This is a genomic window from Nocardiopsis dassonvillei (assembly GCF_964273065.1).
In the GTDB taxonomy this organism is placed as follows: Bacteria; Actinomycetota; Actinomycetes; order Streptosporangiales; family Streptosporangiaceae; genus Nocardiopsis; species Nocardiopsis dassonvillei_B.
Genome location: NZ_OZ186815.1, coordinates 3,383,597 through 3,405,009 on the forward strand (window position 1 = coordinate 3,383,597; position 21,413 = coordinate 3,405,009).

A 21,413-nucleotide genomic window follows, 5' to 3' on the forward strand; every position below is an offset into this window, starting at 1 on the left:
CCCCTTCTTTCTAACTTCTTGAGGGCCTCGGAGAGATGTCGAACAGGCCGAAGCTGACACCTCCGTGCTCGCCTGTGGGAGTGGAGACGCCCTTCATCTCCACATAGTGGAGCTTACTCGGGTCCGACATCAGAGCTCTCAGCATTTCCATAGCCAATTCCCGCTCATTGACGTAACCGGATCCCAAGGGCTTGTCACTCCGCCTGGTGTCTGCCGAACCTCGCCGGATCATGTCATCCAGAGTAGCTCGGAGATAATCCTCCGTTCCCTGGGACACCCTTCTCTCAGTATCCCCCTGCCCCACCTTGCGGTCACCGAGATCGGTATTGACATCGGCCTTGGCCTCGGTGACGACGAATCCGCCGTCCGTGGTCATGTGGACCAAGTCGAACTGGTAGTTGCCGCTGTTGGGCGCGGTCTCGACCCTGTCCAGGACGTTTCCGCCCTCGATTTCCGGAAGAGTCACCTCCTCCAGGGAAACGTTACCGTCGGCATCGAACCTCTGGACTTCGACCTTCCTAGAACCGTCGAAGATGTCCGGCAGGTAGGACTCGGCGACCTCTTCCCCGTAGTACTCACCCGCCCGGCTGACCCGCCCCTGGGCCTGCGACCTCTCCTCGTCCCGCTTGACGATCTCGGGATGGTCGTCGCCCCACCCGTTCTCCTCCTTCTTCGTCTTGATTTCATCCCGGAGCTGGGTGGAGGTGCCTATTTCGTCCCTGCGAACACCCGCCATGAGGTCGAGCTTTGCGTTGTCGGCGTTCCCATCCCGCCTCGGGAAGATCTCCTGCTTGTCAGGAAGCAGGTAGTTGGGCTTGGGGGGCGTGGGGAGGTCGCTCTTGGCGCTCCAGGTCCCGTCACTCAGCTGCTCGATCTTGGGAATCCCGTATTCACCGATCACATCTTCGGCGCGCCACTTGGCCCCGTTCCCCTCCTTGTAGAAGATGTGGAGCAGCTCGGGATGGGTGTTGACACGGCTCATGAAGTCCTGGACGAAGTTCCTGCCGGAGCTCATGTCCAGGTCGCGCAGGTAAGGCTCGGCGAGCTGGACCCGCTGCTCGTTGGTCAGCCCGTGACCGTTCTTGGGCCTGTCGCCGGTCCCGCCGGAGTCGGTGCCGTCCGCGCTCGACGTGTCGGTGCCGTCCGCGTCCGGGGTGTCCGTGCGGGGCGCGTCCGGGTCCAGGTCCGGGTTGATCTGGGTGGACGGGTGGGTGTCGTAGGCCTCCGGCCTGATCTCCCCGCCGGAGCCGCCCGACCGGGAGCCGCCCGGGTCGGTGTCGATGTCCACGGCCATGCCCGGGGCGCTTCCCGTCGGCCGCCGGCCGTCCGGGTAACCGCCGTCGGGGTTGCGCTCGTTCCACCAGTCCAGGGCGTTGCGCACGGCCCCGTCCAGGTTGGACATGTCGTCGGCGATGCGGAAGTTCGCCTCGGGCTGGGGAATGCCCCACTTCTCCCACAGCGCGAAGCTGTTGGGGTTGCCCTCCAGCGGCGAGATGTCGTGCGCGCCGTTGCTGTCCCGCGTCGGGATGTAGTAGTCGTCGTTCCACAGCTGCGGGTCGCGGGAACGGTACGGCACGCCCTCGTCCATCAGGCGGGCCTCGACGTACTCGTGCGCGACCAGCCGGCGGAAGTGGCTCGCCTCGGAGGCGTCCAGGGTGCCCGCCTCGGCCTTGCGCCACAGGTCCGCGATGTGGTCCATGGCCGCGAACCGGCCGCTGCGCAGGCGCCCGTCCGGCGGCGCGGGGACGTCCGGGTGCTCGCGGAAGAACAGGTGCTGCTTGATCTCGTTGAGCACGTTCGAGTCGTAGCCGGTGTTCTCCGAGATCCGGTCGACGTCGCCGTCGGTGGCGCGGATCTCGTTGTAGCGGTCCAGGGCCTGGCGGCTCTCGGGGACGTCGATGTACCGGTTGCCCTGGTCGTCGAAGTAGTTCCCGGCCTCGTCCCGGTAGCCCACGTCGATGTGGTCGCCGTCGGCGTCGTAGAAGCCGGGCCCGGGCTCGGAGTTGCTCCGGGGGTTGTCGACCCCCTCCGAACCGCCGGCCCGCTGGACGCCCTCGCCCTCCGGCGTGTCCGCGCCGCCGGTGCGGTCCGGGGTCGCGTCGCCGTCCCGGATGAGGTCGTCCGGGCCGTCCGGCAGTCCGTTGCCGTTGCCGTCCGGGCCGTCGAAGCCGCCGTTGCCGCCGGTGGTGGTTCCGCCGCGGCCCGACCCGGAGTCCAGGTCCACGACGGCCGTGCCGCCGCGCGGGGTGTCGAGGCCGGTGGTGCCGCCGACGCTGTTGTCGACGGTGCTGTCGGTGCGGGCGTTGATCTCGTTGCCCGCGCTGTCGACCTCGACCCTGTCGGGGTCGGTCTCGTAGCGGTCCACCGGGGTGTCGTTGAGCGAGGACGCGTCGTCGGGCACCTGGGAGGCGACCCAGCGGTCCTGCTCGCCCTCCAGCCCCTCCGCCAGCTCGCGGCGGGACTCGGGGTCCACGCCGTCCAGGAACTCCCGGCCCGCGTCGAGCTGGTCGGCGGTCGGGTCGACGGTCTCATCGGAGCCGTCGCCGTTGCGCCGGTTGTTGTTCTGTGTCCCGGTGTCCGTGTTCGGGCTCGTGGTCGTGCCGCGCGGGGTGGACCCCGTCTCGCCCCCGGACTCGGTGTCGGTGCTCGTGGTGCGGCGGTTGTCGGTCCCGTCGGGGAGGTTGGAGGTGTTCGGGGTGGTGGAGGCGTTGAGCCGCTCCAGCGCCTCGTTCATCCGGCCGAGGTCGGAGGGGCTGAGGTCGAGGTCGTCCAGGTCGCTCAGGTCCAGCGGCTTGAAGGACCCGTCACCGAACCGGGGCACCCGGGACAGCACCGACGGGTCGATGCCGCCGGGGAAGTCCGCGAGGTCGGGCACGTCCGGGGTCCGGCTGCCGCCGACCGCGTTGGCGATCTTCGCCCCGCGCCAGGCCATGAGCGGCACACCCACGACCGCGCCCACACCGGTCGCGGTCAGCAGCGCGCCGCCCACCACCGCGCCGACGTTCAGCAACGCCGTACCGATGGTGTACCAGGGCCGCTCGCCCCACTCCTCCCACGGCACGACCGCGTGGGCCGCCTCCTTCCAGGCGTTGCCCGCGGTGGACAGGGACCAGCCCCACTCGCCGTTCTCGTCCTTGCCGACGCCCACCAGCGCGCCCAGGCCCTCGACTGTGCCGCCCCAGTAGTCCCAGAGGTTGTCGCCCCAGTTCCCGGAGAACCAGCCGTTCGGCCCGTGCGCGCCGACCATGCCGCCGACGTCCTCGGCGATGCCCACGAAGAAGTCGCCCACGGCGTCGCCGAAGTCGTTGTACCAGGCGTGGTCGGTGGTCTGCGGCGCCCCCCACTCCATGGGGACGCCCTCCAGCGGCTTGTCGAACCCGTACACGAACTCGCCGTTGCCCGCGGTGACCGACCCGTCGGCCTTCTGGGCGATGAACCGGGTGCCGCCGAACAGCCCGGTGATGGCGTTGGCGCAGGTCCGCTCCGCCTCCTCGTACTCGTGCAGCAGACCGGCGGCCCGGTCCAGGAGGGCGTTGTGCTCGCCGACCTCCTCGCTCTCGGACTTCCAGAACAGGAAGCCGCCGCCCTCGCGCCAGTCCTCCTTGTTGCCGTAGTCGATCTTGCGGAGGAACTCGTAGGAGTCGGTCTTCAGCGTGGCCCAGCGCGCCTTGATGCCGCGGACCGTCTCCGCGAACGTGCTGAGCGCGTCGGAGGTGCTGGACAGCGCCGTGGAGACGTCCGCGGCGTCGCCGGTGATCGGGTTCAGGACGGTGAAGAGGTCCTGGTCCTCGGGCGCGGCGTAGACGCCTTCCAGCCCGGCCCACGCGCCGGTGATGTCGGCGGCGGTGTCGGTGAGGTCGGTGCCGTCGGTCTTGAGCTTGGCCGCCACCGAGTCGAGGGCGTAGGTGAGGGTCTCGGGGACGGGGAAGCTGCTCGGATCGATCAGGTCGGACAAGGTGGACCACCGTTACCTGTGCCGGGGGAAGGCCGCGGTCGGGGCGGGGGCCGCGGGGCTTCCCGGGGGTTCGTGTCTGCGGGTCCGGATCCGCGCCGCGTCCGGTGCGGCCCTGGGCGGGCCGCGGGAGCCGGGCGGTGCGGGTCCGGGTCACCGGTGGGGGCTGGCACCGGAGTGGGGATGGCGGGAGGGGATCGGGGGCGGTGCCGCGCTGCGCGCGTGGCACCGCGGCGGGTCAGTTGTCGAGGGCGTCGAGTTCGGCCTCGGTCTCGGGGGCCCTGGGCGTGTCCCCGAGGTGGTCGAGCAGGGTGCCGCGGTACAGGCCGGCCCCGTCGATGTCGATCGTGCCGGTCAGGGACAGCGAGAAGCCGCCGCCGCGCTCGTACATGCGGACCAGCGGCTCGAAGGGGTCGGGCAGGTCCGGCAGGGACACCCCCGCGTCCCGCGCGGCGGCCAGGTGCAGCGCCCAGACACAGGACTTTCCGACCGTCGGGTACTGCTCGACGACCGCCGGGTTCTCCAGCACACCCTGCACGACCTCGTCGGCGGCGCGCACACCCGGCGCCGCGAACTCCGCGATGTCGTAGAACGGCCACCCCTTGGCGCCCAGGGCCCGGGTCCACACGGCGGCGCGGCGCAGGTACTCGCGCATCAGGGAGACCCTCGACCGGGTGTGGTCGAGGTTCCCGTTCCAGTCGATCGCGTGGATGCGGACGGCGAGGTCGCTGACCGCGGTGGTGCTGCTCATGGGTGTCCCTTCGCTCCGGGGGATACGGGGCGGCCGTGGGGACCGGCCGCCGGGTGTCCTCCCGATCAGGCATGTCGCGGAGGCGGGCGGGTGTGGGCGGGTCGGGTGCTAGACGGGTCGGTGGGGACCGTACACGGGCGGCGGCTCGGGCTCGGGGATGACGCCCGCGTTGGCCTGGGCCTCCTCCGCCATGTCCAGGTTGCCGTTCATGTAGTGGGTGGTGGCCTCGCTGGCACCGGTCACGGCCGCCATGGTCAGTCCCGCGATGTCGCCCATGATCCCGAAGTAGTGCTCGGCGAACTCGCCCAGCGCCATACCGACGATGCCGCTCTTGGCGTACTCGCCGCAGTCCATCAGGTGCTGCTCGACGCTCTCCATGACGCCCACCAGGCCTTCGCCGCTGCCCTCCTCGCCGAGGTGGCCGGCGACGGACTGGAGGACACCGCCCACGCCTGCGGGCTGGATGTTCCACTTCGACACGGACTGCTCCTTTCGCGTGTGCGCCGGTCGGCGGGCGGCCGGCGTGGTGCGGACCTGTCGGTCCCGGGTACGGGTGGGGGTCGGGCCGGGGTCAGGTGCCGCGGGAGAAGGCCCCGGGCCGGAAGTTCGCCGGGGTCACGGAGTCGGCGGGCGGGGTCGCCGTCTCCTCCGCCCGGGCGGAGGTGATGGCCTCCCACATGCGGCCCAGCGTGGCCTGGAGGACGTCGGCCTGCTCGCGCAGGCGGTCGCGGGCGTGCTCGGCGGCGGCGCGGATCGGCCCCACGGCGTGGGGCGGCTCCGGCCCGCCGTGGGCGTCGGCCTGCGGCGGGTCCTCCCAGTCGACGGGTTCGACCAGCTCGAACTTCACTGTGGTTCCTCCGGTGGCGGTTCAGGGCCCTTCGTGGTCTCGGCCCGCCCGTGAGGGGCGGACACAGGTTATGAGATGTCGGTTCGGCGTTGATGGTTTCACCGTCTGTGGGCGGAAGAAAACCGTTCACGCGAGGTGATTTCCCCCGATCCCCGTGACCTGCGGTGACACCGGTGGGAGTGATGGTCGTCCCATGCGGTACCCGGTGCCCGGTTCAGGTGTCCCTGTGGCGGCGGGCTCCGTGTCCGCCGCGCGGGGCCGGGCGGGCGGGCCCCTGTCGCCGCGGGTGCCACTGCGGGCACTCTGGGAGCGGGGGAACGTGAACCTTCCGGACACTCGGCGTATCCCACTCGATACCCCCTCCCCCGTCCGGTCCCATGAGTGTTGAGGAGACCCCTTGAGCCACGACGCGGTCGCCCTGCTGTCCGACGCCCCCGACCGGCGCGCGCTCATCGACGCGCTCGCCGCGGCGGGGCGGGACCTGCGGGTGCGCCTGGTCGCCGACGGTGCCGTGGTGGAGCTGCGCGACGAGGAGGGCCGGGTGGTCGCCGCCATGCAGGCCGCCCAGCGGCTCGCCCTGTCCGCCGAGGCCGAGCGCCTGCTCTCCGACGGCATCGGCGACGACCTGCCCGCCCAGCCGTACTGGGTGGAGGCCCGCGGCGCGGACCTGCCCGACGCGGACACCGCCGGGCTGGTCGGACGCTTCACCCGCCGCCTCGCCGAGCGCCTGGGCGGCGCGGTCTGGGAGCCCGCTCCCGCGCTGGCCCGGAACGACGCCTTCCTGGCCGGCGCCACCGACCACCCCGCCGTCACCGCGCTCACCGAGCAGGCCGCGGTCGTGGTGCAGGACCGCCCCCTGGTCCCCCTGTCCCCCTGGATCGTGGACGCCCTGGCCCGCCACGGCCGCCGGGGCCTGCGGCTCCAGGTCGTCACCCCCTCCACCTCGCGCCTCACCCACGCCCTGCACTCGTTCCTGCGGTCCCCCGCCGCCCGCTGGGTGGTCCAGACCCCCCGGGGTTCCTACTACGACGGCTTCTCCGGTGTCCCGCTGCGCTGGGACGAGCGGGAGGCCTTCACCGTGGACGAGGAGGCCCGCCCCGACGGCCCGCCGGAGGAGTTCCGCGCCGACGGCGCCGACCGGGGGTGCCAGCTGCACGTGGACTTGAACGTGGAGCACCCCGCCGACAACGGCCTGATCCTGGGCACCTCCGTGGAGCTGCTCGCCGAGCGCCTGGGCGGTGCCCCGCCCGCGGTGTGGGGCACCGCCGAGCCCTTCCCCCAGGAGTGGCGGCGGGCCGTGTTCACCCGGACCGCCCGCAACCGCGCCCCCGGACAGACCTGGGCGGGGTTCTCCGGCCCCGCCGAGGGGATGCGCGAGGACGGCGTCCGCCCGTTCTCGGGCACGGTGCGGGTGAGCCGCACCGCGTCCGGGGTGCGCGAGGCGATCACGTTCGCCGTCGGGTATCCGGAGGGCGCGGAGCCGGACCTGTCGGTGCTGCCCCCGCTGGTCCGGGAGCTCACCGAGCGGGACGTGCTGCGGACCATGACGGTGCGGCGGGTGGGCGGGCGCGCCGACCTCACCTACGCGCCGCACTGGACGGGCCTGCCGCTGCCGGTGGGCATCGCCGTGGGCCAGGAGGCGGTGGCCGTCATCGGCACCGGGCGGGCTCTGGGCGCCCCCGTGCGGCCGCTGCCGTTCGGCCCGCCGCTGACCCCCGCGTTCTGGTACCAGGTGGGCACCGGGGTGGAGGACGACTCCTGGGTGCGGTTCCGCGAGCTGATGGCCCACCTGCACCCCGAGGGTGGACCCGCCGACCGGGCCGGGGACTCGCCCGAGGCCGCCCCCTCTCCGTGAGTCATCGCGCCCGCACGTATCGAAAGGTCGGAGGCGTCCGGTTCGGTAGGGTTCTCCCGAGCCCTGATCGCCCCGCCCTCCCCTCCACCCCCTTGCACCGCCGAGAGGAACGCCGATGAGTCTTCGCGTCGTGCACCGCCCGACCAGGACCGTGCACCCCGCACCGGCGCAGGAGCCCCACGAGGTGGAGGCCCCGCCGACCCTCCCCGACGGCAAGGCGCAGGGCAACCCCCTCATGACGATCCTGCCGATGGTCGGGATGATGGGGTCGATGACCATCATGATGGTCATGCGCAACCCCGCGTTCATCGCGCTGGGCGGCGTCGTCCTGGTGATCGCCCTGCTGGCGGCGCTGGGCATGCTGTTCTCCCGGCGCGGCCAGGTGGGCCGCCAGCGCCGCAACCAGCGCGAGCTGTACCTCCAGTACCTGGAGGAGCTGCGCGAGGAGCTGACCGAGTGGGAGCAGTCCACCCGCTCGCACGCCCGCCTGCTGGACCCGCCGCCGGAGGCCCTCTACGACATCGTCCGCGACCCCACCCGGCTGTGGGAGCGCCGCCGCCGGCACCGCGACTTCCTGCGGGTGCGGGTGGGCACCGGCCTCACCGAGGGCCGTCCGATGAGGCTGGCCGAGCAGGGCACCGCGCTCACCCCCACCGACCCGTTCATGCTGTCGGAGGCCCAGGCGGCGATCCGCCGGTTCTCCACCATCCCCGAGATGCCGCTGACCCTGCCGCTGGACATGGCCGGGAACGTCAGCGTCGTGGGCGAGCGCGAGGACGTCATGCGGCTGGTGCGGGCGCTCGTCGCCCAGTTCGGCGCGTTCCACGCCCCCGAGGACGCCGGGCTGGCGGTGGCCTACCCCGCCGAGCGCGCCGCGGACTGGGAGTGGCTGCCGTGGCTGCCGCAGGTGCTGGACCCGCAGCGGCGCGAGGGCGGGGCCGCGGTGCGGCTCATCGCCCCCACCCCCGCCGAGCTGGGCGGCCTGCTCGCCGACGAACTGCGGGCGCGCACCGACTTCGCGTCGGAGGTGCGCCGGGGCATGGGCAAGCGCGAGGCGTACCAGATGATGCGCCGCCTGCTCGTCGTCCACGACACCCACGGGCAGGTGGCCGCGGAGCTGGTCCGCCCCGACGACGCGGTGGACCCCGGGGCGCTGGCCGTCACCGTGCTGCACCTGGTGTCCCGGCAGGTGGACGAGCCGGGCGACGTGAGCGTGCGCATCACCGTCGAGGGAGACCGGGTGCGGGTGGAGGAGCTGCGCGGCTCCGACCCCGTGGTCACCGTCGGCACCGTGGACGACGTCCCCGCCGCCACCCTCGCCGGCCTGGCCCGCATGCTCGCCCCGCTGAGGCTGTCCCCGGAGTCGGTGGAGGAGACCGCCCAGGAGGGCGGCGCCGTCGACTTCACCGCGATGATGGGCGTCCAGGACCCGGGCGCGATGGACGTGCAGAGGCTGTGGGCGCCGCGCAGCGAGCGGGCGTTCCTGCGGGTGCCCATCGGCATGGACGACATGGGCCAGCCGGTGGTCCTGGACCTGAAGGAGTCGGCGCAGCTGGGCATGGGCCCGCACGGGCTGTGCGTGGGCGCGACCGGCTCCGGCAAGAGCGAGATGCTGCGCACCCTGGTGCTGGCGCTGGCGGCCGGGCACTCGCCGGAGCGGGTCAGCATGGTGCTGGTCGACTACAAGGGCGGTGCGACGTTCGCGCCGTTCGAGGACATGCCGCACGTCGCCGGGGTGATCACCAACCTGGAGGACGACGCCGCGCTCATCGAGCGGGTGTACGCGAGCCTGTCGGGCGAGGTGCAGCGCCGCCAGCAGGTGCTGCGCGACGCCGGGAACGTCCCCAACATCGGCGACTACACCTACAAGCGCCAGCACGACCCGAGCCTGCCGCCGCTGCCGCACCTGCTCGTGATCATCGACGAGTTCGGCGAGCTGCTGACCGCCCGGCCCGACTTCATCGAGCTGTTCCTGTCGATCGGCCGGATCGGCCGCAGCATCGGCGTGCACCTGCTGCTGTCCAGCCAGCGCATCGAGGGCGGCAAGCTGCGCGGCCTGGAGACGTACCTGTCGTACCGGCTCGGTCTGCGCACGTTCTCCGAGGAGGAGAGCCGCACCGTCCTCAACACCCCCGACGCGTTCCACCTGCCGTCGCTGCCCGGGTTCGGGTACCTGAAAGTGGACACCAGCGTGTACCAGCGGTTCAAGGCCGGGTACGTGTCCGGGCCCTACCGGGGCCCGGTGGCGGAGGAGTCGGAGTCCGACGGGACCGTGGCGGTCCGCCCCTACACCGCGTACAACACGGTGCCGGAGGAGCCGGGGGCCGCGCGCACCGGGGGCGACGAGAGCCCGATGCCGTCGCGGACGGTCGGCCCGACCCTGCTCGACGTGATGGTGTCCCAGTTCGACAGGCACGGGGAGCGGACCCGGTCCATCTGGCTGCCGCCGCTGCCCACCGCGGCCGCGCTGGACACGATGGCGGGCGTCCCCGAGAAGACCGCCGAGGGCCTGCGCCTGCCCGGCGGCCACGCCCCGATGAACGTCCCCGTCGGCCTGCTCGACGACGCCACCAAGCAGTGGCAGGGCGTGTGGAAGCTCGACCTGACCGCCTCGGGCGGGCACGTCGCCTTCATCGGCGGACCGCAGAGCGGCAAGACCACCCTGCTGCGCACCCTGGTGCTGTCGCTGGCGATGACCCACACCCCGCAGCAGGCGGCGGTCTACTGCCTGGACCTGATGGGCGGTGGGCTCCAGTCGCTGGCGGCGCTGCCGCACGTGGGCGGGGTGGCGGCGCGCACCGACGTCGAGCGGGTGCGGCGGACCGTCGAGGAGATCCGGGGCATGCTGGAGCACCGCCAGGAGGTGTTCCGCGAGCGCGGCATCGACTCGATGGCCCAGCTGCGGCGCATGCACGCCCGCGGCGAGGTGCCCGAGCTGGCCAGCGCCGACGTGCTGCTGGTCATCGACGGGTTCGGGGCGCTGCGCAAGGACTTCGAGGACATCGACGGCATGGTCAACGAGCTGCTCCAGCGCGGCGGCGGGTTCGGCGTGCACGTGGTGGCGGGCATGCTGCGCTGGAACGACGTGCGCATCGCCGTGCAGTCGAACTTCGGGCAGAAGGTGGAGCTGCACCTCAACGACCCGTCCGAGTCCACGATCGACCGCAAGCTCGCCGAGACCATCAGCGCCAAGACCCCGGGGCGGGCGCTCACCGGCGACGAGCTGTTCGGCCAGGTGGCGCTGCCGCGCATCGACGGGGTGGACTCCGACGAGGACCTGGGCGAGGCTGTGGAGAAGGCGGTTCGGACCGTCGACGGGGCCTGGGGCGGCCGCCGGGCGCCGAACGTGCGGGTGCTGCCGCACCGACTGTCGGCGCGGACCCTGCCGACCCGCGAGTCGGAGCCGAGGCTGGTGCCGATCGGGGTGGACGAGCGGGCGCTGGACCCGGTGCTGCTGGACCTGTTCGACCGCGACCAGAACCTGCTGGTTCTGGGCGACGGCGAGTGCGGCAAGACCAACCTGCTGCGGCTGGTGGCCGAGGGCCTGGTCGCCCGGTACTCGTCCGACGAGGTGGTGTTCGCGGTGATGGACCCGCGCCGGACGCTGCGCAACGTGGTGCCCGAGGAGTACATGGGCGGGTACGCGAGCACCCCCAAGGTGTGCGCGGGGCTGGCCGGGGGCGTGGCCAAGGAGGTGGAGTCGCGCATCCCCGAGGACGGCGACCTGGACTCGCTGGAGCAGGGGTCGTTCAAGGGGCCGCGGATCGTGGTGCTGGCCGACGACTACGACGTGCTCACCACCGCCGGGCAGAAGCCGCTGGCGCCGTTCGTCCCCTTCGTGCCCAACGGCCGGGACATCGGCCTGCACTTCGTGGTGGCCCGCCGGGTCGCCGGCGCCGGGCGTGGGATGTACGAGCCGCTGGTGCAGGCGATCCGGGAGATCGGCACCAGCGCGCTGGTCATGAGCGGCGACCGGTCCGAGGGGCAGATCCTGCCGCGCGTGTACGCGGCGGCCCAGCCGCCCGGGCGCGGCAAGTGGGTGACCCGCGGCGGGGCGACACAGCTGATCCAGACCGCGCTGAGGGACTGAGGAAGTGAGTGGGGGAAGCCTGATGAGCGGTACCACCGGGGTCGACGCCCTGGCCGCCCGCATCCATGCGATCGACTGGAACGGGGACCTGGACCGCACCCGGTCGCGGGTGGCTCTGATGCGCGAGTACCTGCGCCGGGCGGCTCTGTGGACCCGGGCCCTGGGCGCCAAGGGGTGGCCGTTCTACGACATCGCGGAGTTCGCGGCGCCGGGTGTGCGCGCCGCCGACGAGGTCGTGCAGGGTGTGCTGGAGAACCCGGCGGTCGTCGAGCAGTACCCGACGGTCGGAAAGTCCTGTGTCTGGGCGCTGCACCTGGCCGCCGCGCGGGACGCGGGGGTGTCCCTGCCGGACCTGCCCGACCCCTTCGAGCCGCTGGTCCGCATGTACGAGCGCGGCGGCGGCTTCTCGCTGTCCCTGACCGGCACGATCGACATCGACGGGGCCGGCCTGTACCGCGGCACCCTGCTCGACCACCTCGGGGACACGCCCAGGGCCCCCGAGACCGAGGCCGAACTCGACGCCCTCGACGGCATCGTCCCGCCGGCCGCGCCGGTCGGGCCGGTCGGGCCGGTCGCACCGGAGGGGGCGGCCACTCCGCTGACGGCGGCCGAGGCCACGGCCGCACCGGGACAGGCGGCCGAGCCGCGGTACGCGGGTCACACGGACACCGCTGTCCCGGGGAACGGCGAGGGTGGGGAGCGCGCCCTGCCGGGCGTGGACCCGGCCGCGGCACCGCCCGCACCGGCCGGGGACCCCGTGTACCCGTCGGCCGCCTACGCGGTGTCCCCTCCCGAGGGGGCCGCGGCGCCCGCCCAGAAGGCGCCGGCCGCGCCCGCGGCGGCGGTGGCCGCACGGCCCGCCGCGCCGGGGGGACCCGCAGTGTCCGGGGCACCCGGGGTACACGGGCCGCCGACCATGCTGCCGCCCGCACCCGGGCAGCCGTACCCGCCACCCGGTCCGTACGCGCGGCCAGGGGGCTATCCGCACACCGGGCACCAGGTGCCCCCGGCCGGGTATCCGGGGTACTCCGCGCCCGGCTACGGCCCTCCGGCGCCGGCCGCCCGGCTCCGCCACCACGAGCACTGGGACCCGGCCGACCCCTCGGTGGGATCGGCCTCGCTCGGGCTCCGTTTCATCGCCCGGTTCTTCGACACGCTCCTCACCGGGCTCCTGTGGTTCCTGCTGATGTTGGCCACGACCTTCACCGCCGTCGCCATCGGCCGCGGGGACATCGCGGGGACGCCCTCCGAGCAGGTCTTCCAGATCGGGGCGGTCTTCTCGTTCGCGGTGTTCCCGATCCTGTGGGAGTGGTTCCAGGTCTCCGTGTGGGGCCGCTCGGTGGGCAAGATGGTCCTGGGCCTGTGGGTGGTCCGCGCCGAAGGCGGCGGGAGGCTGACCGCGGGGCGCGCCCTGCTGCGCGCACTGTGCTTCGCGCCGGGGTTCACCAACCCCGTGAACTGGCTGCTGCCCTGGTCGCTGACGAACGCGCTCTGGTCGCTGCGCGACAAGGAGCTCGGCCGCTGCCTGCACGACAGGTTCGCGCGGTCGGTGGTCATCCGGGTCGGCTGAACCGGCGGGGCCCGTCCTGGTCCGGACACAAGGCCCACCGGCGGCCGTACGGGCACTAGGTTCGCTCCATGGGTCGATTCGTGGGTTTTCTCATCGGTGCCGGCTTCGGTCTGGCGTTCGTGCTCGCCAACGCCGGTCCGCCGCTGCCGCCCGCCGTCGGACTGGTGCTGCGCGCCCTGGCCGTGGCGGCGCTGGCGGCGGTGGTCGTGCTCTGCTGGGTGCTGGCCCGCCGCCCGGCCCCGCCGGTGGGGGGAGGCGGCCCCGAGCCCGCGTTCCGGTTCGGCCCCTTCTACGGGACCGTCGTGCTGGTGGAGGCCGTGCTGATCTTCGGCGGCATCCAGGTCCTGCGCCTCCTCGAAGCGCCCTGGCAGGCCAACGTCGCCTGGATCGCCCTGGTCGTGGGTCTGCACTTCCTGCCGCTGGCCTGGTACTGGCGGATGCGGCAGATCCTCGCGGTCGCCCTCTACAGCTCCGCGACGGGCACGGCCGGACTGGTCCTGGTGGGACTGGGAGCCGCGGAGTGGGCCCCGTTCGTCAGCGGTGTGGTCACGGGTCTGGGCATGCTGGCCGGCCTCCTCGTAGGCCTGGCCGGGATGCTGCGCGCCTCCCGGAGCGAGCAGGCCCGTTCCCAGGGGGCCGATCCGGCCGCGTAGCGCTCCGGAACGACCCCGCCCCCGCGCGGAAGCGCCCCGGGCCCGGCGAGGACACGCCCGGTCGGGACGCGGCACCGCATGGCCGGTGGCCCCGGCGCCCCGGGCACAGGCCCGTGGCCCGGCCCCGCGGGCGGGCACAGGCGGCGCGGCACGGGGACGGGCCCGCCGGTGGCCGGTTCCGTCTCCACCTCCGCAGGCGCGGGCGGTCCGGGGCGGGCTCCCGGCGCCGGACGCCGGACGCCGGACGCCAGGCGCGGGCCGCCGGGAGCGCCCGGGGCCGCGGGAGTCGCGGGTCAGGAGCGGTGCGCGTCGGGGAGGTCGAACCAGGCGCGCCGGGGTCCCCGGGGCCCGGCCTCCGGGCGGGGCTCCCCCGCCAGGAAGGCGGCGGCCACCGCGTCCACCGCCCGGGTCCGCGACGGGCCGCCGCGGACGGGGACCGGCCGGTCGCCCTGCGCCCCGCGCGGGGGCGCCCACCGGGCCCCGGACCGTTCGGTGCCGGGTCCGCCGGCCGGGGGCGTCCGCCGGGCGGGCCGCAGGGCGGGGCCGTCGTGCTCGGCCCGGGGCCGGGGCCCGGTGGGCTCGTTCGGTCCGGGTCTGCCGATCGCGTACGGGAACCGCAGCCCCGGCGGCAGCACGGGGGTCAGCGCCGGGTCGGCGAGGGGCCGGTGGTCGTACAACGGGGGGTTCCTTCCGACTCGTCACCGGATACCGCCCTGCGGCGACAGCGGTGGTTCCGTCGAGTCAGAACCGTACCCGACACGTGACGGCCCCGCCCCGGTGCGTCATTCCGGAAACTCGCCCAGCCCGAAGAACGGCAGGCACGGCTCCAGCCCGGAGACCTCGACGGGAACACCGGGGCGGTGCGCCTTCCAGTCCTCGCGGGTCAACAGGAACCGCAGCTCACGGGTCGCCCTCCCCCGGATCACGTACAGCCCGGTGCCGTCGTCGCGGTAGCCGAGCCTGCGGGACACCCGCTCGGAGCGGGCGTTGCCCTCGACGACCCCGGAGGCCGCCTCCCGGGCGCCCAGCCCCTCGAACGCCAGGTGCAGCATGGCCGCGCGCATCTCGGTGCCGATGCCCCGCCCCTGGTACGCGAGCCCCAGCCACGACCCGCTGGAGACCCGCCGGGTGATCGCGAAGTCCCTGGCCATCATGTCCTGGAGGCCCACGACCTCCCCCTCGTGGACGACCACGAGCGGCAGGTGCCAGTTCTCCGGCGTCCAGCGGGAGTAGAGGCCGAGGTTGTGCTGGATCACCGACAGGGCGCGCCGGGCCGGGGACTGGTCCGTCCACGGGTGGATGAACGGCATCTCGGCCGGGTCGTGCACGCCCTCGGCGGCGACGTCGGCGAGGTCGGACAGGTCGTCGAGGGCGGGCGGGCGCAGCTCCAGCCGCGGGGTGCGCACGCGCAGGCCCAGGACCGGGAAACGGTCGGTGATCATGTTCCGATGGTCCCGGAGCCGGAACGCCGCGTCATCCCGTTTCCCCACCTGTGGACGAGTCCGCTCCGGGCGGGGACCGCCGGTGGGGTCCCGGAGCGGCGTCCGGAAGCCTCCCCCGGCGCCCGCCCGGCCGACGCGCGCCGGCCGGGGACGGGATCCGGCGGTCCGTACCGCGCAGGCCCGCACCAGCCCGGCCGGGGCCGCGGAAGCCCTCTCCGGCACACGGCCGGACGACGCGCACCGGCCGCGGGGCCGCCGGCCGGGCCGTACCGTCCGGGCCCGGGCACAGGTCCGCCGGGGCCGCGGCCCCGGTCCCCGCCCCGGCCGACACGCGCCGGCCGGGGCGGGCGCGCGTCAGGCAGTACCGCGCAGGTCCAGGAGCAGCCCGGCCAGAGCCGCCGAGGCCTCCCGGGGCGCGCACTCGCGCACCTGCCAGCCGCGCATCCGGGCCAGCCGTGCGGCGTGCGCGCGGGCCGGGTCGGTGAGCAGGTAGCCGCACGGGGCGTCCGGCCAGTCCCCGGACGGCGGCAGTGTCTCGGTGCGGTACCCCTCCGGCTCCCCCGCCGGCGGGAGCGGGAGCGGGGCGCCCGGCGGGTTCTGGGCCCGTTCCAGGTCGGTCCGGGTTGCGGTACCGGGCTGCGGCAGCAGGGCGTCCACCAGCACGTACCCGAACACCGGCCGGTGCGCGGCGCGCTGGGCGGCGCCCAGCGCGCCCGCCAGCGGGCCCGCGTCCCCCTCCACGACCAGGGCGGTGGGGGCGTCCGCGGGGACCAGGCGGCGGATCTCCAGGCTGGCGGCGGCCACGTAGCGGGCCGCGTGCGGCGGCAGCTCGTCACCGGCCACGGCGACCCGCACCGGGGACAGCCCGGCGGCGGGCAGGGCGTCGCCGAGGTCCGGCAGGCGGGTGGGGCGTCCCAGGGCGGGGGGCAGCAGGACGGCGATCACCCGGCGGCGCCCTGTTCCCCGCCGTCCGGCTCCGGGGCGCCGCGGGTCTCGTCGCGGACCCAGGCCAGGTAGGAGGGGTTGCCGCCGACGACGGGCACCGCCACCACCTCGGGGACGTCGTAGGGGTGCTCGCGGACGATGTGCGCGGTGAGGTCGTCCAGGCGGTCGTCGGTGGTCTTGAACACCACCGTCCACTCCTGGTCGCGGTGCACCTCGCCCTCCCAGCGGTAGTGGCTGGTGACCGGGCCGCCGACCTGGGCGCAGGCGGCGAGCCGGTGCCCGACCGCGGATCCGGCCAGGCTGTCGGCGCCCTCGCGGGTGTCCACGGTGATCTCGACCCGGACGGTCCCCGGGGTGTTCGGCATGGCGGTCCCTCTCGTCCGGGCGCCGCGGTGACGTGCGGTGTCGCCCGGTGTTCTACGCTCATGGATCATGAGCGAACGTGATGAACTCCTGCGTCTGATCAACGATAAGGCGGTCGTGCGCGGGAAGGTGATCCTGTCCTCCGGGCAGGAGGCCGACTACTACGTGGACCTGCGCCGCGTGACCCTGGACGGGGAGGCCGCCCCGCTGGTCGGGTCGGTCATGCTGGACAACGTGGCGGACCTGGAGTTCGACGCGGTGGGCGGGCTGACGCTGGGCGCCGACCCGGTCGCCGCCGCGATGCTGCACGCCGCGCACGCGCGGGGCCGCAGGCTGGACGCCTTCGTGGTGCGCAAGGCGGGCAAGGCGCACGGTCTCCAGAAGCGCATCGAGGGCCCGGACGTGCGGGGCCGCCGGGTGCTGGCGCTGGAGGACACCTCCACCACCGGCGGTTCGGTGCTGACCGCGGTGGAGGCGCTGCGCGAGGCCGGCGCCGAGGTGGTCGCGGTCGCGCTGGTCCTGGACCGCGGGGCGCGTGAGCGCGTGGAGAAGGAGGGCCTGGAGTACCGGGCCGTGTACCAGGTGTCCGACCTGGACATCTAGGGCGTCCGGAGCGGTGCGGCGGGGCGGTCCGTCCCGCCGCCGCGGGCGGCCGGGAGGGGCCGGTCAGCCCTCGACGGTGAAGCTGTAGTCGGGGCCGCGGTCGGCGATGTCGCGCTCGTCGCCGTTGATGAAGAGCTCGACGGCGGACGGGTCGCCGATGGTGACCTCGATGCCGTCTTCGGGGATCTCGGCGTAGGTGAGCGAGCTGCCCTGGCGGACCTCCTGGTCGTGCAGGACGTCACCGCCGGGGATGCGCACGAACACGCGGCTGGACTCGCCGATGACGCGCACGTAGAACGCGCCCTTGGGGGTCTCGTCCTCGGCTGCGGCCCCGGAGGCGTTCGCGCTCACGCTGGAACCGGAGTTGCCGGGGAGCGAGCGGTACAAGAAGAACCCGCCCAGCGCCAGCATCGTGACCAGGAGCACGACTGCGCCGACGATGGCCACTACCTGGCCAACGCCGCGAGGATCATTCCTATGCCTTCCCACGGCGTTGAATGTAGCGTGTATCACGGCAAAAAGCGACAGCGATCGCACGGAACATACCTGCCTCCCACAATTCGGTCATATACACACGAAAGTTCACAAGGTCACCGAATGGGGTAGCGGACCGCGCCGAACGCCCGCAGCACAGGCACTGCCGGGCCTTCGGGCTCCATCGAATTTGGTCTAGACCTTTCCATCGGCTCCGCGTGTTCGGGATACTTGGGTGACACCTGGTGGACACGTCCGGACGTGCGACCCGAGCCGCGGGCTCCCCCGCCGCCCGGCCCGTCCACCGGCAACGCACGTGGGGTGCCGTCGGCGCGACCGGCGGCCGCTCGCTCCAGGTCCGATTCCAGGGAGAGTCAAGCCATGCCCATCGCCAGCCCCGAGGTCTACACCGAGATGCTGAGCCGCGCGAAGTCCCAGGGCTTCGCCTACCCGGCCATCAACGTGACCTCCAGCCAGACCCTGCACGCCGCGCTGCGGGGCTTCGCCGAGGCCGAAAGCGACGGGATCGTCCAGATCTCCACCGGCGGAGCCGAGTTCCTGTCCGGCGCCACGATCAAGGACATGGTCACCGGCTCGGTGGCGTTCGCCGAGTACGCCCGCGTGGTCGCGGACAAGTACCCGGTCAACGTGGCCCTGCACACCGACCACTGCCCCGAGAACAAGCTGGACGGGTTCGTCCGCCCGCTGCTGGAGATCTCCAAGCAGCGCGTGGCCAAGGGCCAGGAGCCGCTGTTCCAGTCCCACATGTGGGACGGCTCGGCCGTCGAGCTCGAGGAGAACCTCCGGATCGCCGAGGAGCTGCTGGCCGCCTCCAAGGAGGCCCGCACCATCCTGGAGATCGAGGTCGGCGTCGTCGGCGGCGAGGAGGACGGCATCGTCGGCGAGATCAACGAGAAGCTGTACACCACCCCGGAGGACGCCCTGCGCACCGCCGAGGTCCTCGGCCTCGGGGAGAAGGGCTACTACATGACCGCCCTGACCTTCGGCAACGTGCACGGCTCCTACAAGCCCGGCTTCGTGAAGCTCCGCCCGGAGGTCCTGAAGAAGGCCCAGGAGGCCGTGGCCGAGAAGTACAACCGGGCCAAGGCGTTCGACTTCGTCTTCCACGGCGGCTCCGGCTCCACCCTGGAGGAGATCCATGAGGCCATCGAGTACGGCGTGGTGAAGATGAACATCGACACCGACACGCAGTACGCGTTCACCCGCCCGATCGTGGACCACATCATGAAGAACTACGACGGTGTGCTGAAGATCGACGGCGAGATCGGCAGCAAGAAGGCCTACGACCCGCGCTCCTACGGCAAGGCCGGCGAGGCCGGCATGGCCGCCCGCGTGGCGGAGGCCGCCCGGCAGCTCAAGTCCGCGGGCAACAAGATGAAGTAGTCGTCGCGTCCGGCGCGCAGCGGCGCCCGGTGGCCGGTCCGGCCGCCGGGCGTCCCGCGTTCCCGGGGGCGGGCACGCGGCGGGCCCGCCCGGTCCGCCCCCGGCGGGGCGCCGCCGCGCCGGGCGCCGGGGAGCGGGCGGACACGGCGGGGACGCCCGGGAGGGCCGCCCGGCCGCCGCCGTGCCGCGGGCACCGCACGGCCCCGCGCCCGGCCCGGGGACCCGGGACCCGCCTGACCATGCCTTCCGCGCTCCCCGGGGGCGCCGGCCGCCGGGCGGGTCCGCGGAACGGGGGGCCGCCCGGCCGGGACCGCCCGCACGCCCGGCCCGGACGCGGCCTGTGGACGACCGGCCCCCGGCCCGGCGGCGGTGGCAGGATGGGGGCATGAACCTGCACCAGAACCTGCTCAACGAGCCGCCCGAGACCCGACTGGCCGACCACCCCGAGGCCCGCGAGGCGCTGGCCTCGGCGGACGACCCCGCCCCGGTCGCCGGGCGGTTCCCCGAGTACTCGGCGGCCTGGGCCCGCCTGGCCGAGAACGCGCTGTCCGCGGGCGAGCCGGTCGCCGCGTACGCCTACGCCCGCACCGGCTACCACCGGGGGCTGGACCAGCTGCGCCGCTCCGGGTGGAAGGGGCACGGGCCCATCCCCTGGGAGCACGAGCCCAACCAGGGCTTCCTGCGCGCGCTGCACGCGCTGGGCAAGGCCGCCGAGCAGATCGGCGAGGCCCCCGAGGCCGAGCGCTGCGCCACCTTCCTGCGCGACTCCAGCGCCGAGGCCGACAAGGTCCTCAACGGCTGAGCCGTTCGGGCGCCCCGCCGCGGGGCGCCCTCCCCGGCCCGCGACGGGCGGCGGAGGGACGGGAGCGGGAGCGGCCCCGGCACCGCGCCGGGGTCGCCCGGGGCCACGCCGACGAGAGCCCCACCTCCCTCCTGAACCTGCCGCACCCCGCGTAGCGGAGGGGGCCCGAAAACCGGCCCGCCGCCCGCCCCACCCGGTTCGACGTGAGGAAACCCCCTCGTGGGCGGCACTTAACCGGGACGGACGGGTCGTGTACCCTCAATACGCAACGGCCCCTGTCGCTGCCTTGCGCCAGGGGTTCATCCATGTTCGGGGTCGGGAACGCCCCGGTCAGGTGTCGAGCGAAGAGGTAGAGACCAATGCCGGCGATCACGCTCGTGGGTGCCCAGTGGGGCGACGAGGGCAAGGGCAAGGCGACCGACCTGGTGGGCGAGCGCGTGGACTACGTGGTCCGCTACCAGGGCGGCAACAACGCCGGGCACACGGTGGTCATCGGCGACCAGAAATACGCCCTCCACCTGCTCCCGTCGGGCATCCTCTCGCCCAACGTGGTCCCGGTCATCGCCAACGGCGTCGTCATCGACCCGGGCGTCCTCTTCGAGGAGCTGGACGGGCTCGACGCCCGCGGCGTGGACACCTCCCGCCTGCTCATCTCGGCCAACGCGCACCTGATCATGCCCTACCACCGGGCGCTGGACCGGGTCAGCGAGCGCTTCCTGGGCAAGGGCAAGATCGGCACCACCGGGCGCGGCATCGGCCCGACCTACGCCGACAAGGTGTCCCGCCAGGGCGTGCGCGTGCAGGACATGTTCGACGCCAAGATCCTGCGCAAGAAGATCGAGCTGGCCCTCAACGACAAGAACCAGCTCCTCACCAAGGTGTACAACCGGCGCGCCCTGGAGGCCGAGCCGATCATCGAGGAGTACCTCGGCTACGCCGAGAAGATCCGCCCCTTCGTGGCCGACACCTCGCTGATCCTCAACAAGGCCCTGGACGACGGCCGGACCGTCTACCTGGAGGGCTCCCAGGGCACCCTGCTGGACATCGACCACGGCACCTACCCGTTCGTCACGTCCTCCTCGCCCACGGCGGGCGGCGCGGCGGCCGGCTCGGGCATCGGCCCCACCCGCATCACCAAGGTCGTCGGCATCCTCAAGGCCTACACCACCCGGGTCGGCTCCGGCCCCTTCCCGACGGAGCTGCTCGACGAGCAGGGCGCCTGGCTGCGCACCCAGGGGCACGAGTACGGGGTCACCACCGGCCGCGACCGCCGCTGCGGCTGGTTCGACGCGCCGATCGCCCGGTACGCCACCCGTGTCAACGGCATCACCGACTTCTTCCTGACCAAGCTCGACGTGCTCACCGGCCTGGACCGCATCCCGGTCTGCGTCGCCTACGAGGTCGACGGGGTCCGCCACGACGAGATCCCGATGACCCAGACCGACTTCCACCACGCCACGCCGGTCTACGAGTACCTCGAAGGCTGGTCGGAGGACATCACCGGAGCCCGGGAATTCGAAGAACTCCCCAAGAACGCCCAGGTGTACGTGCGTACTCTGGAGGAGATGGCCGGAGCCCCGATCTCCGCCATCGGCGTGGGCCCCGGCCGCGACCAGACCCTCGAGCTGCGCTCCCTGGTCTGACCGGCGCCCGCCTGTCCGC

Annotated in this window: 17 protein-coding genes; 8 read left to right on the forward strand and 9 right to left on the reverse strand. The window is 73.4% G+C overall.

The genetic code is table 11. The features are described from left to right. Positions 1-10: 10 nt before the first annotated feature. The 4 genes from ACSUPR_RS14990 to ACSUPR_RS15005 form a co-directional block, all read right to left on the reverse strand. Complete coding sequence (locus tag ACSUPR_RS14990; RefSeq protein ID WP_436885229.1) at positions 11-3,955, reverse strand: hypothetical protein; 3,945 nt, start codon at positions 3,953-3,955, stop codon at positions 11-13. A gap of 235 nt (positions 3,956-4,190) precedes the next feature. Continuing rightward, positions 4,191-4,703: a hypothetical protein gene (locus ACSUPR_RS14995; RefSeq protein ID WP_436885230.1), complete on the reverse strand. Its 513-nt coding sequence runs from the start codon at positions 4,701-4,703 to the stop codon at positions 4,191-4,193. Positions 4,704-4,811: 108 nt separating this feature from the next. Further along, positions 4,812-5,183 carry a DUF6507 family protein gene (locus ACSUPR_RS15000; RefSeq protein WP_436885231.1) on the reverse strand — a complete coding sequence of 124 codons (372 nt, stop codon included), beginning with the start codon at positions 5,181-5,183 and terminating at the stop codon, positions 4,812-4,814. A 91-nt stretch (positions 5,184-5,274) separates the two neighbouring features. Continuing rightward, positions 5,275-5,550 carry a hypothetical protein gene (locus ACSUPR_RS15005; RefSeq protein WP_436885232.1) on the reverse strand — a complete coding sequence of 92 codons (276 nt, stop codon included), beginning with the start codon at positions 5,548-5,550 and terminating at the stop codon, positions 5,275-5,277. 397 nt (positions 5,551-5,947) lie between these two features. On the opposite strand from ACSUPR_RS15005, the gene ACSUPR_RS15010 reads away from it, so the two are divergent. The 4 genes from ACSUPR_RS15010 (at position 5,948) to ACSUPR_RS15025 (ending at position 13,718) form a co-directional block, all read left to right on the forward strand. Further along, a complete protein-coding gene (locus ACSUPR_RS15010; RefSeq protein WP_436885233.1) occupies positions 5,948-7,405 on the forward strand; it encodes a DUF6177 family protein in 1,458 nt (485 codons plus the stop codon). 115 nt (positions 7,406-7,520) lie between these two features. Continuing rightward, positions 7,521-11,495 carry a type VII secretion protein EccCa gene (gene eccCa, locus ACSUPR_RS15015; RefSeq protein ID WP_436885234.1) on the forward strand — a complete coding sequence of 1,325 codons (3,975 nt, stop codon included), beginning with the start codon at positions 7,521-7,523 and terminating at the stop codon, positions 11,493-11,495. 22 nt (positions 11,496-11,517) lie between these two features. Then, complete coding sequence (locus tag ACSUPR_RS15020; protein ID WP_436885235.1) at positions 11,518-13,065, forward strand: RDD family protein; 1,548 nt, start codon at positions 11,518-11,520, stop codon at positions 13,063-13,065. Between the two features lie 68 nt (positions 13,066-13,133). Next, positions 13,134-13,718, forward strand: a complete 585-nt coding sequence (locus ACSUPR_RS15025) for a hypothetical protein (protein WP_436885236.1) — start codon at positions 13,134-13,136, stop codon at positions 13,716-13,718. A gap of 293 nt (positions 13,719-14,011) precedes the next feature. Here ACSUPR_RS15025 and ACSUPR_RS15030 read toward each other — a convergent pair whose 3' ends face one another. From ACSUPR_RS15030 to cutA, 4 genes are all read right to left on the reverse strand, one after another. Further along, positions 14,012-14,395 (reverse strand): hypothetical protein, encoded by a 384-nt coding sequence (locus ACSUPR_RS15030; RefSeq protein WP_436885237.1) that lies wholly within the window; start codon positions 14,393-14,395, stop codon positions 14,012-14,014. 105 nt (positions 14,396-14,500) lie between these two features. Continuing rightward, a complete protein-coding gene (locus ACSUPR_RS15035) occupies positions 14,501-15,160 on the reverse strand; it encodes a GNAT family N-acetyltransferase (protein ID WP_436885238.1) in 660 nt (219 codons plus the stop codon). A gap of 354 nt (positions 15,161-15,514) precedes the next feature. Further along, positions 15,515-16,105: a hypothetical protein gene (locus ACSUPR_RS15040; protein ID WP_436885239.1), complete on the reverse strand. Its 591-nt coding sequence runs from the start codon at positions 16,103-16,105 to the stop codon at positions 15,515-15,517. Further along, positions 16,102-16,470 (reverse strand): divalent-cation tolerance protein CutA, encoded by a 369-nt coding sequence (gene cutA / locus ACSUPR_RS15045; RefSeq protein WP_436885240.1) that lies wholly within the window; start codon positions 16,468-16,470, stop codon positions 16,102-16,104. The genes ACSUPR_RS15040 and cutA overlap by 4 nt, the downstream gene beginning before the upstream one ends. Before the next feature lie 67 nt (positions 16,471-16,537). Here cutA and pyrE point away from each other — a divergent pair, with 67 nt between their 5' ends. Continuing rightward, the gene (gene pyrE, locus ACSUPR_RS15050; protein WP_436885241.1) at positions 16,538-17,071 is read left to right on the forward strand and encodes an orotate phosphoribosyltransferase; all 534 of its coding nucleotides are present in this window, start codon (positions 16,538-16,540) and stop codon (positions 17,069-17,071) included. Positions 17,072-17,134: 63 nt separating this feature from the next. Here the strand turns inward: pyrE and ACSUPR_RS15055 are convergent, their stop codons facing one another. After that, positions 17,135-17,518 carry a RodZ domain-containing protein gene (locus ACSUPR_RS15055; RefSeq protein WP_436885242.1) on the reverse strand — a complete coding sequence of 128 codons (384 nt, stop codon included), beginning with the start codon at positions 17,516-17,518 and terminating at the stop codon, positions 17,135-17,137. Positions 17,519-17,926: 408 nt separating this feature from the next. Between ACSUPR_RS15055 and fbaA the strand changes: the two genes are divergently transcribed. From fbaA to ACSUPR_RS15070, 3 genes are all read left to right on the forward strand, one after another. Further along, a complete protein-coding gene (gene fbaA, locus ACSUPR_RS15060) occupies positions 17,927-18,949 on the forward strand; it encodes a class II fructose-bisphosphate aldolase (RefSeq protein ID WP_436885243.1) in 1,023 nt (340 codons plus the stop codon). A 385-nt stretch (positions 18,950-19,334) separates the two neighbouring features. Next, positions 19,335-19,751, forward strand: coding sequence for a DUF3151 domain-containing protein (locus ACSUPR_RS15065; protein ID WP_436885245.1), 417 nt, complete (start codon positions 19,335-19,337; stop codon positions 19,749-19,751). 359 nt (positions 19,752-20,110) lie between these two features. Further along, positions 20,111-21,394 (forward strand): adenylosuccinate synthase, encoded by a 1,284-nt coding sequence (locus tag ACSUPR_RS15070; RefSeq protein ID WP_436885246.1) that lies wholly within the window; start codon positions 20,111-20,113, stop codon positions 21,392-21,394. Positions 21,395-21,413: the final 19 nt, after the last annotated feature.

Bases quoted from the DNA above. Each gene is read 5' to 3' on its own strand.
- ACSUPR_RS15025 (WP_436885236.1), top strand. From the start codon at position 13,134: ATGGGTCGATTCGTGGGTTTTCTCATCGGTGCCGGCTTCGGTCTGGCG.
- ACSUPR_RS15070 (WP_436885246.1), top strand. From the start codon at position 20,111: ATGCCGGCGATCACGCTCGTGGGTGCCCAGTGGGGCGACGAGGGCAAG.
- ACSUPR_RS15065 (WP_436885245.1), top strand. From the start codon at position 19,335: ATGAACCTGCACCAGAACCTGCTCAACGAGCCGCCCGAGACCCGACTG.
- ACSUPR_RS14995 (WP_436885230.1), bottom strand. From the start codon at position 4,703: ATGAGCAGCACCACCGCGGTCAGCGACCTCGCCGTCCGCATCCACGCG.
- ACSUPR_RS15020 (WP_436885235.1), top strand. From the start codon at position 11,518: ATGAGCGGTACCACCGGGGTCGACGCCCTGGCCGCCCGCATCCATGCG.
- cutA (WP_436885240.1), bottom strand. From the start codon at position 16,470: ATGCCGAACACCCCGGGGACCGTCCGGGTCGAGATCACCGTGGACACC.
- pyrE (WP_436885241.1), top strand. From the start codon at position 16,538: ATGAGCGAACGTGATGAACTCCTGCGTCTGATCAACGATAAGGCGGTC.
- eccCa (WP_436885234.1), top strand. From the start codon at position 7,521: ATGAGTCTTCGCGTCGTGCACCGCCCGACCAGGACCGTGCACCCCGCA.
- fbaA (WP_436885243.1), top strand. From the start codon at position 17,927: ATGCCCATCGCCAGCCCCGAGGTCTACACCGAGATGCTGAGCCGCGCG.
- ACSUPR_RS15035 (WP_436885238.1), bottom strand. From the start codon at position 15,160: ATGATCACCGACCGTTTCCCGGTCCTGGGCCTGCGCGTGCGCACCCCG.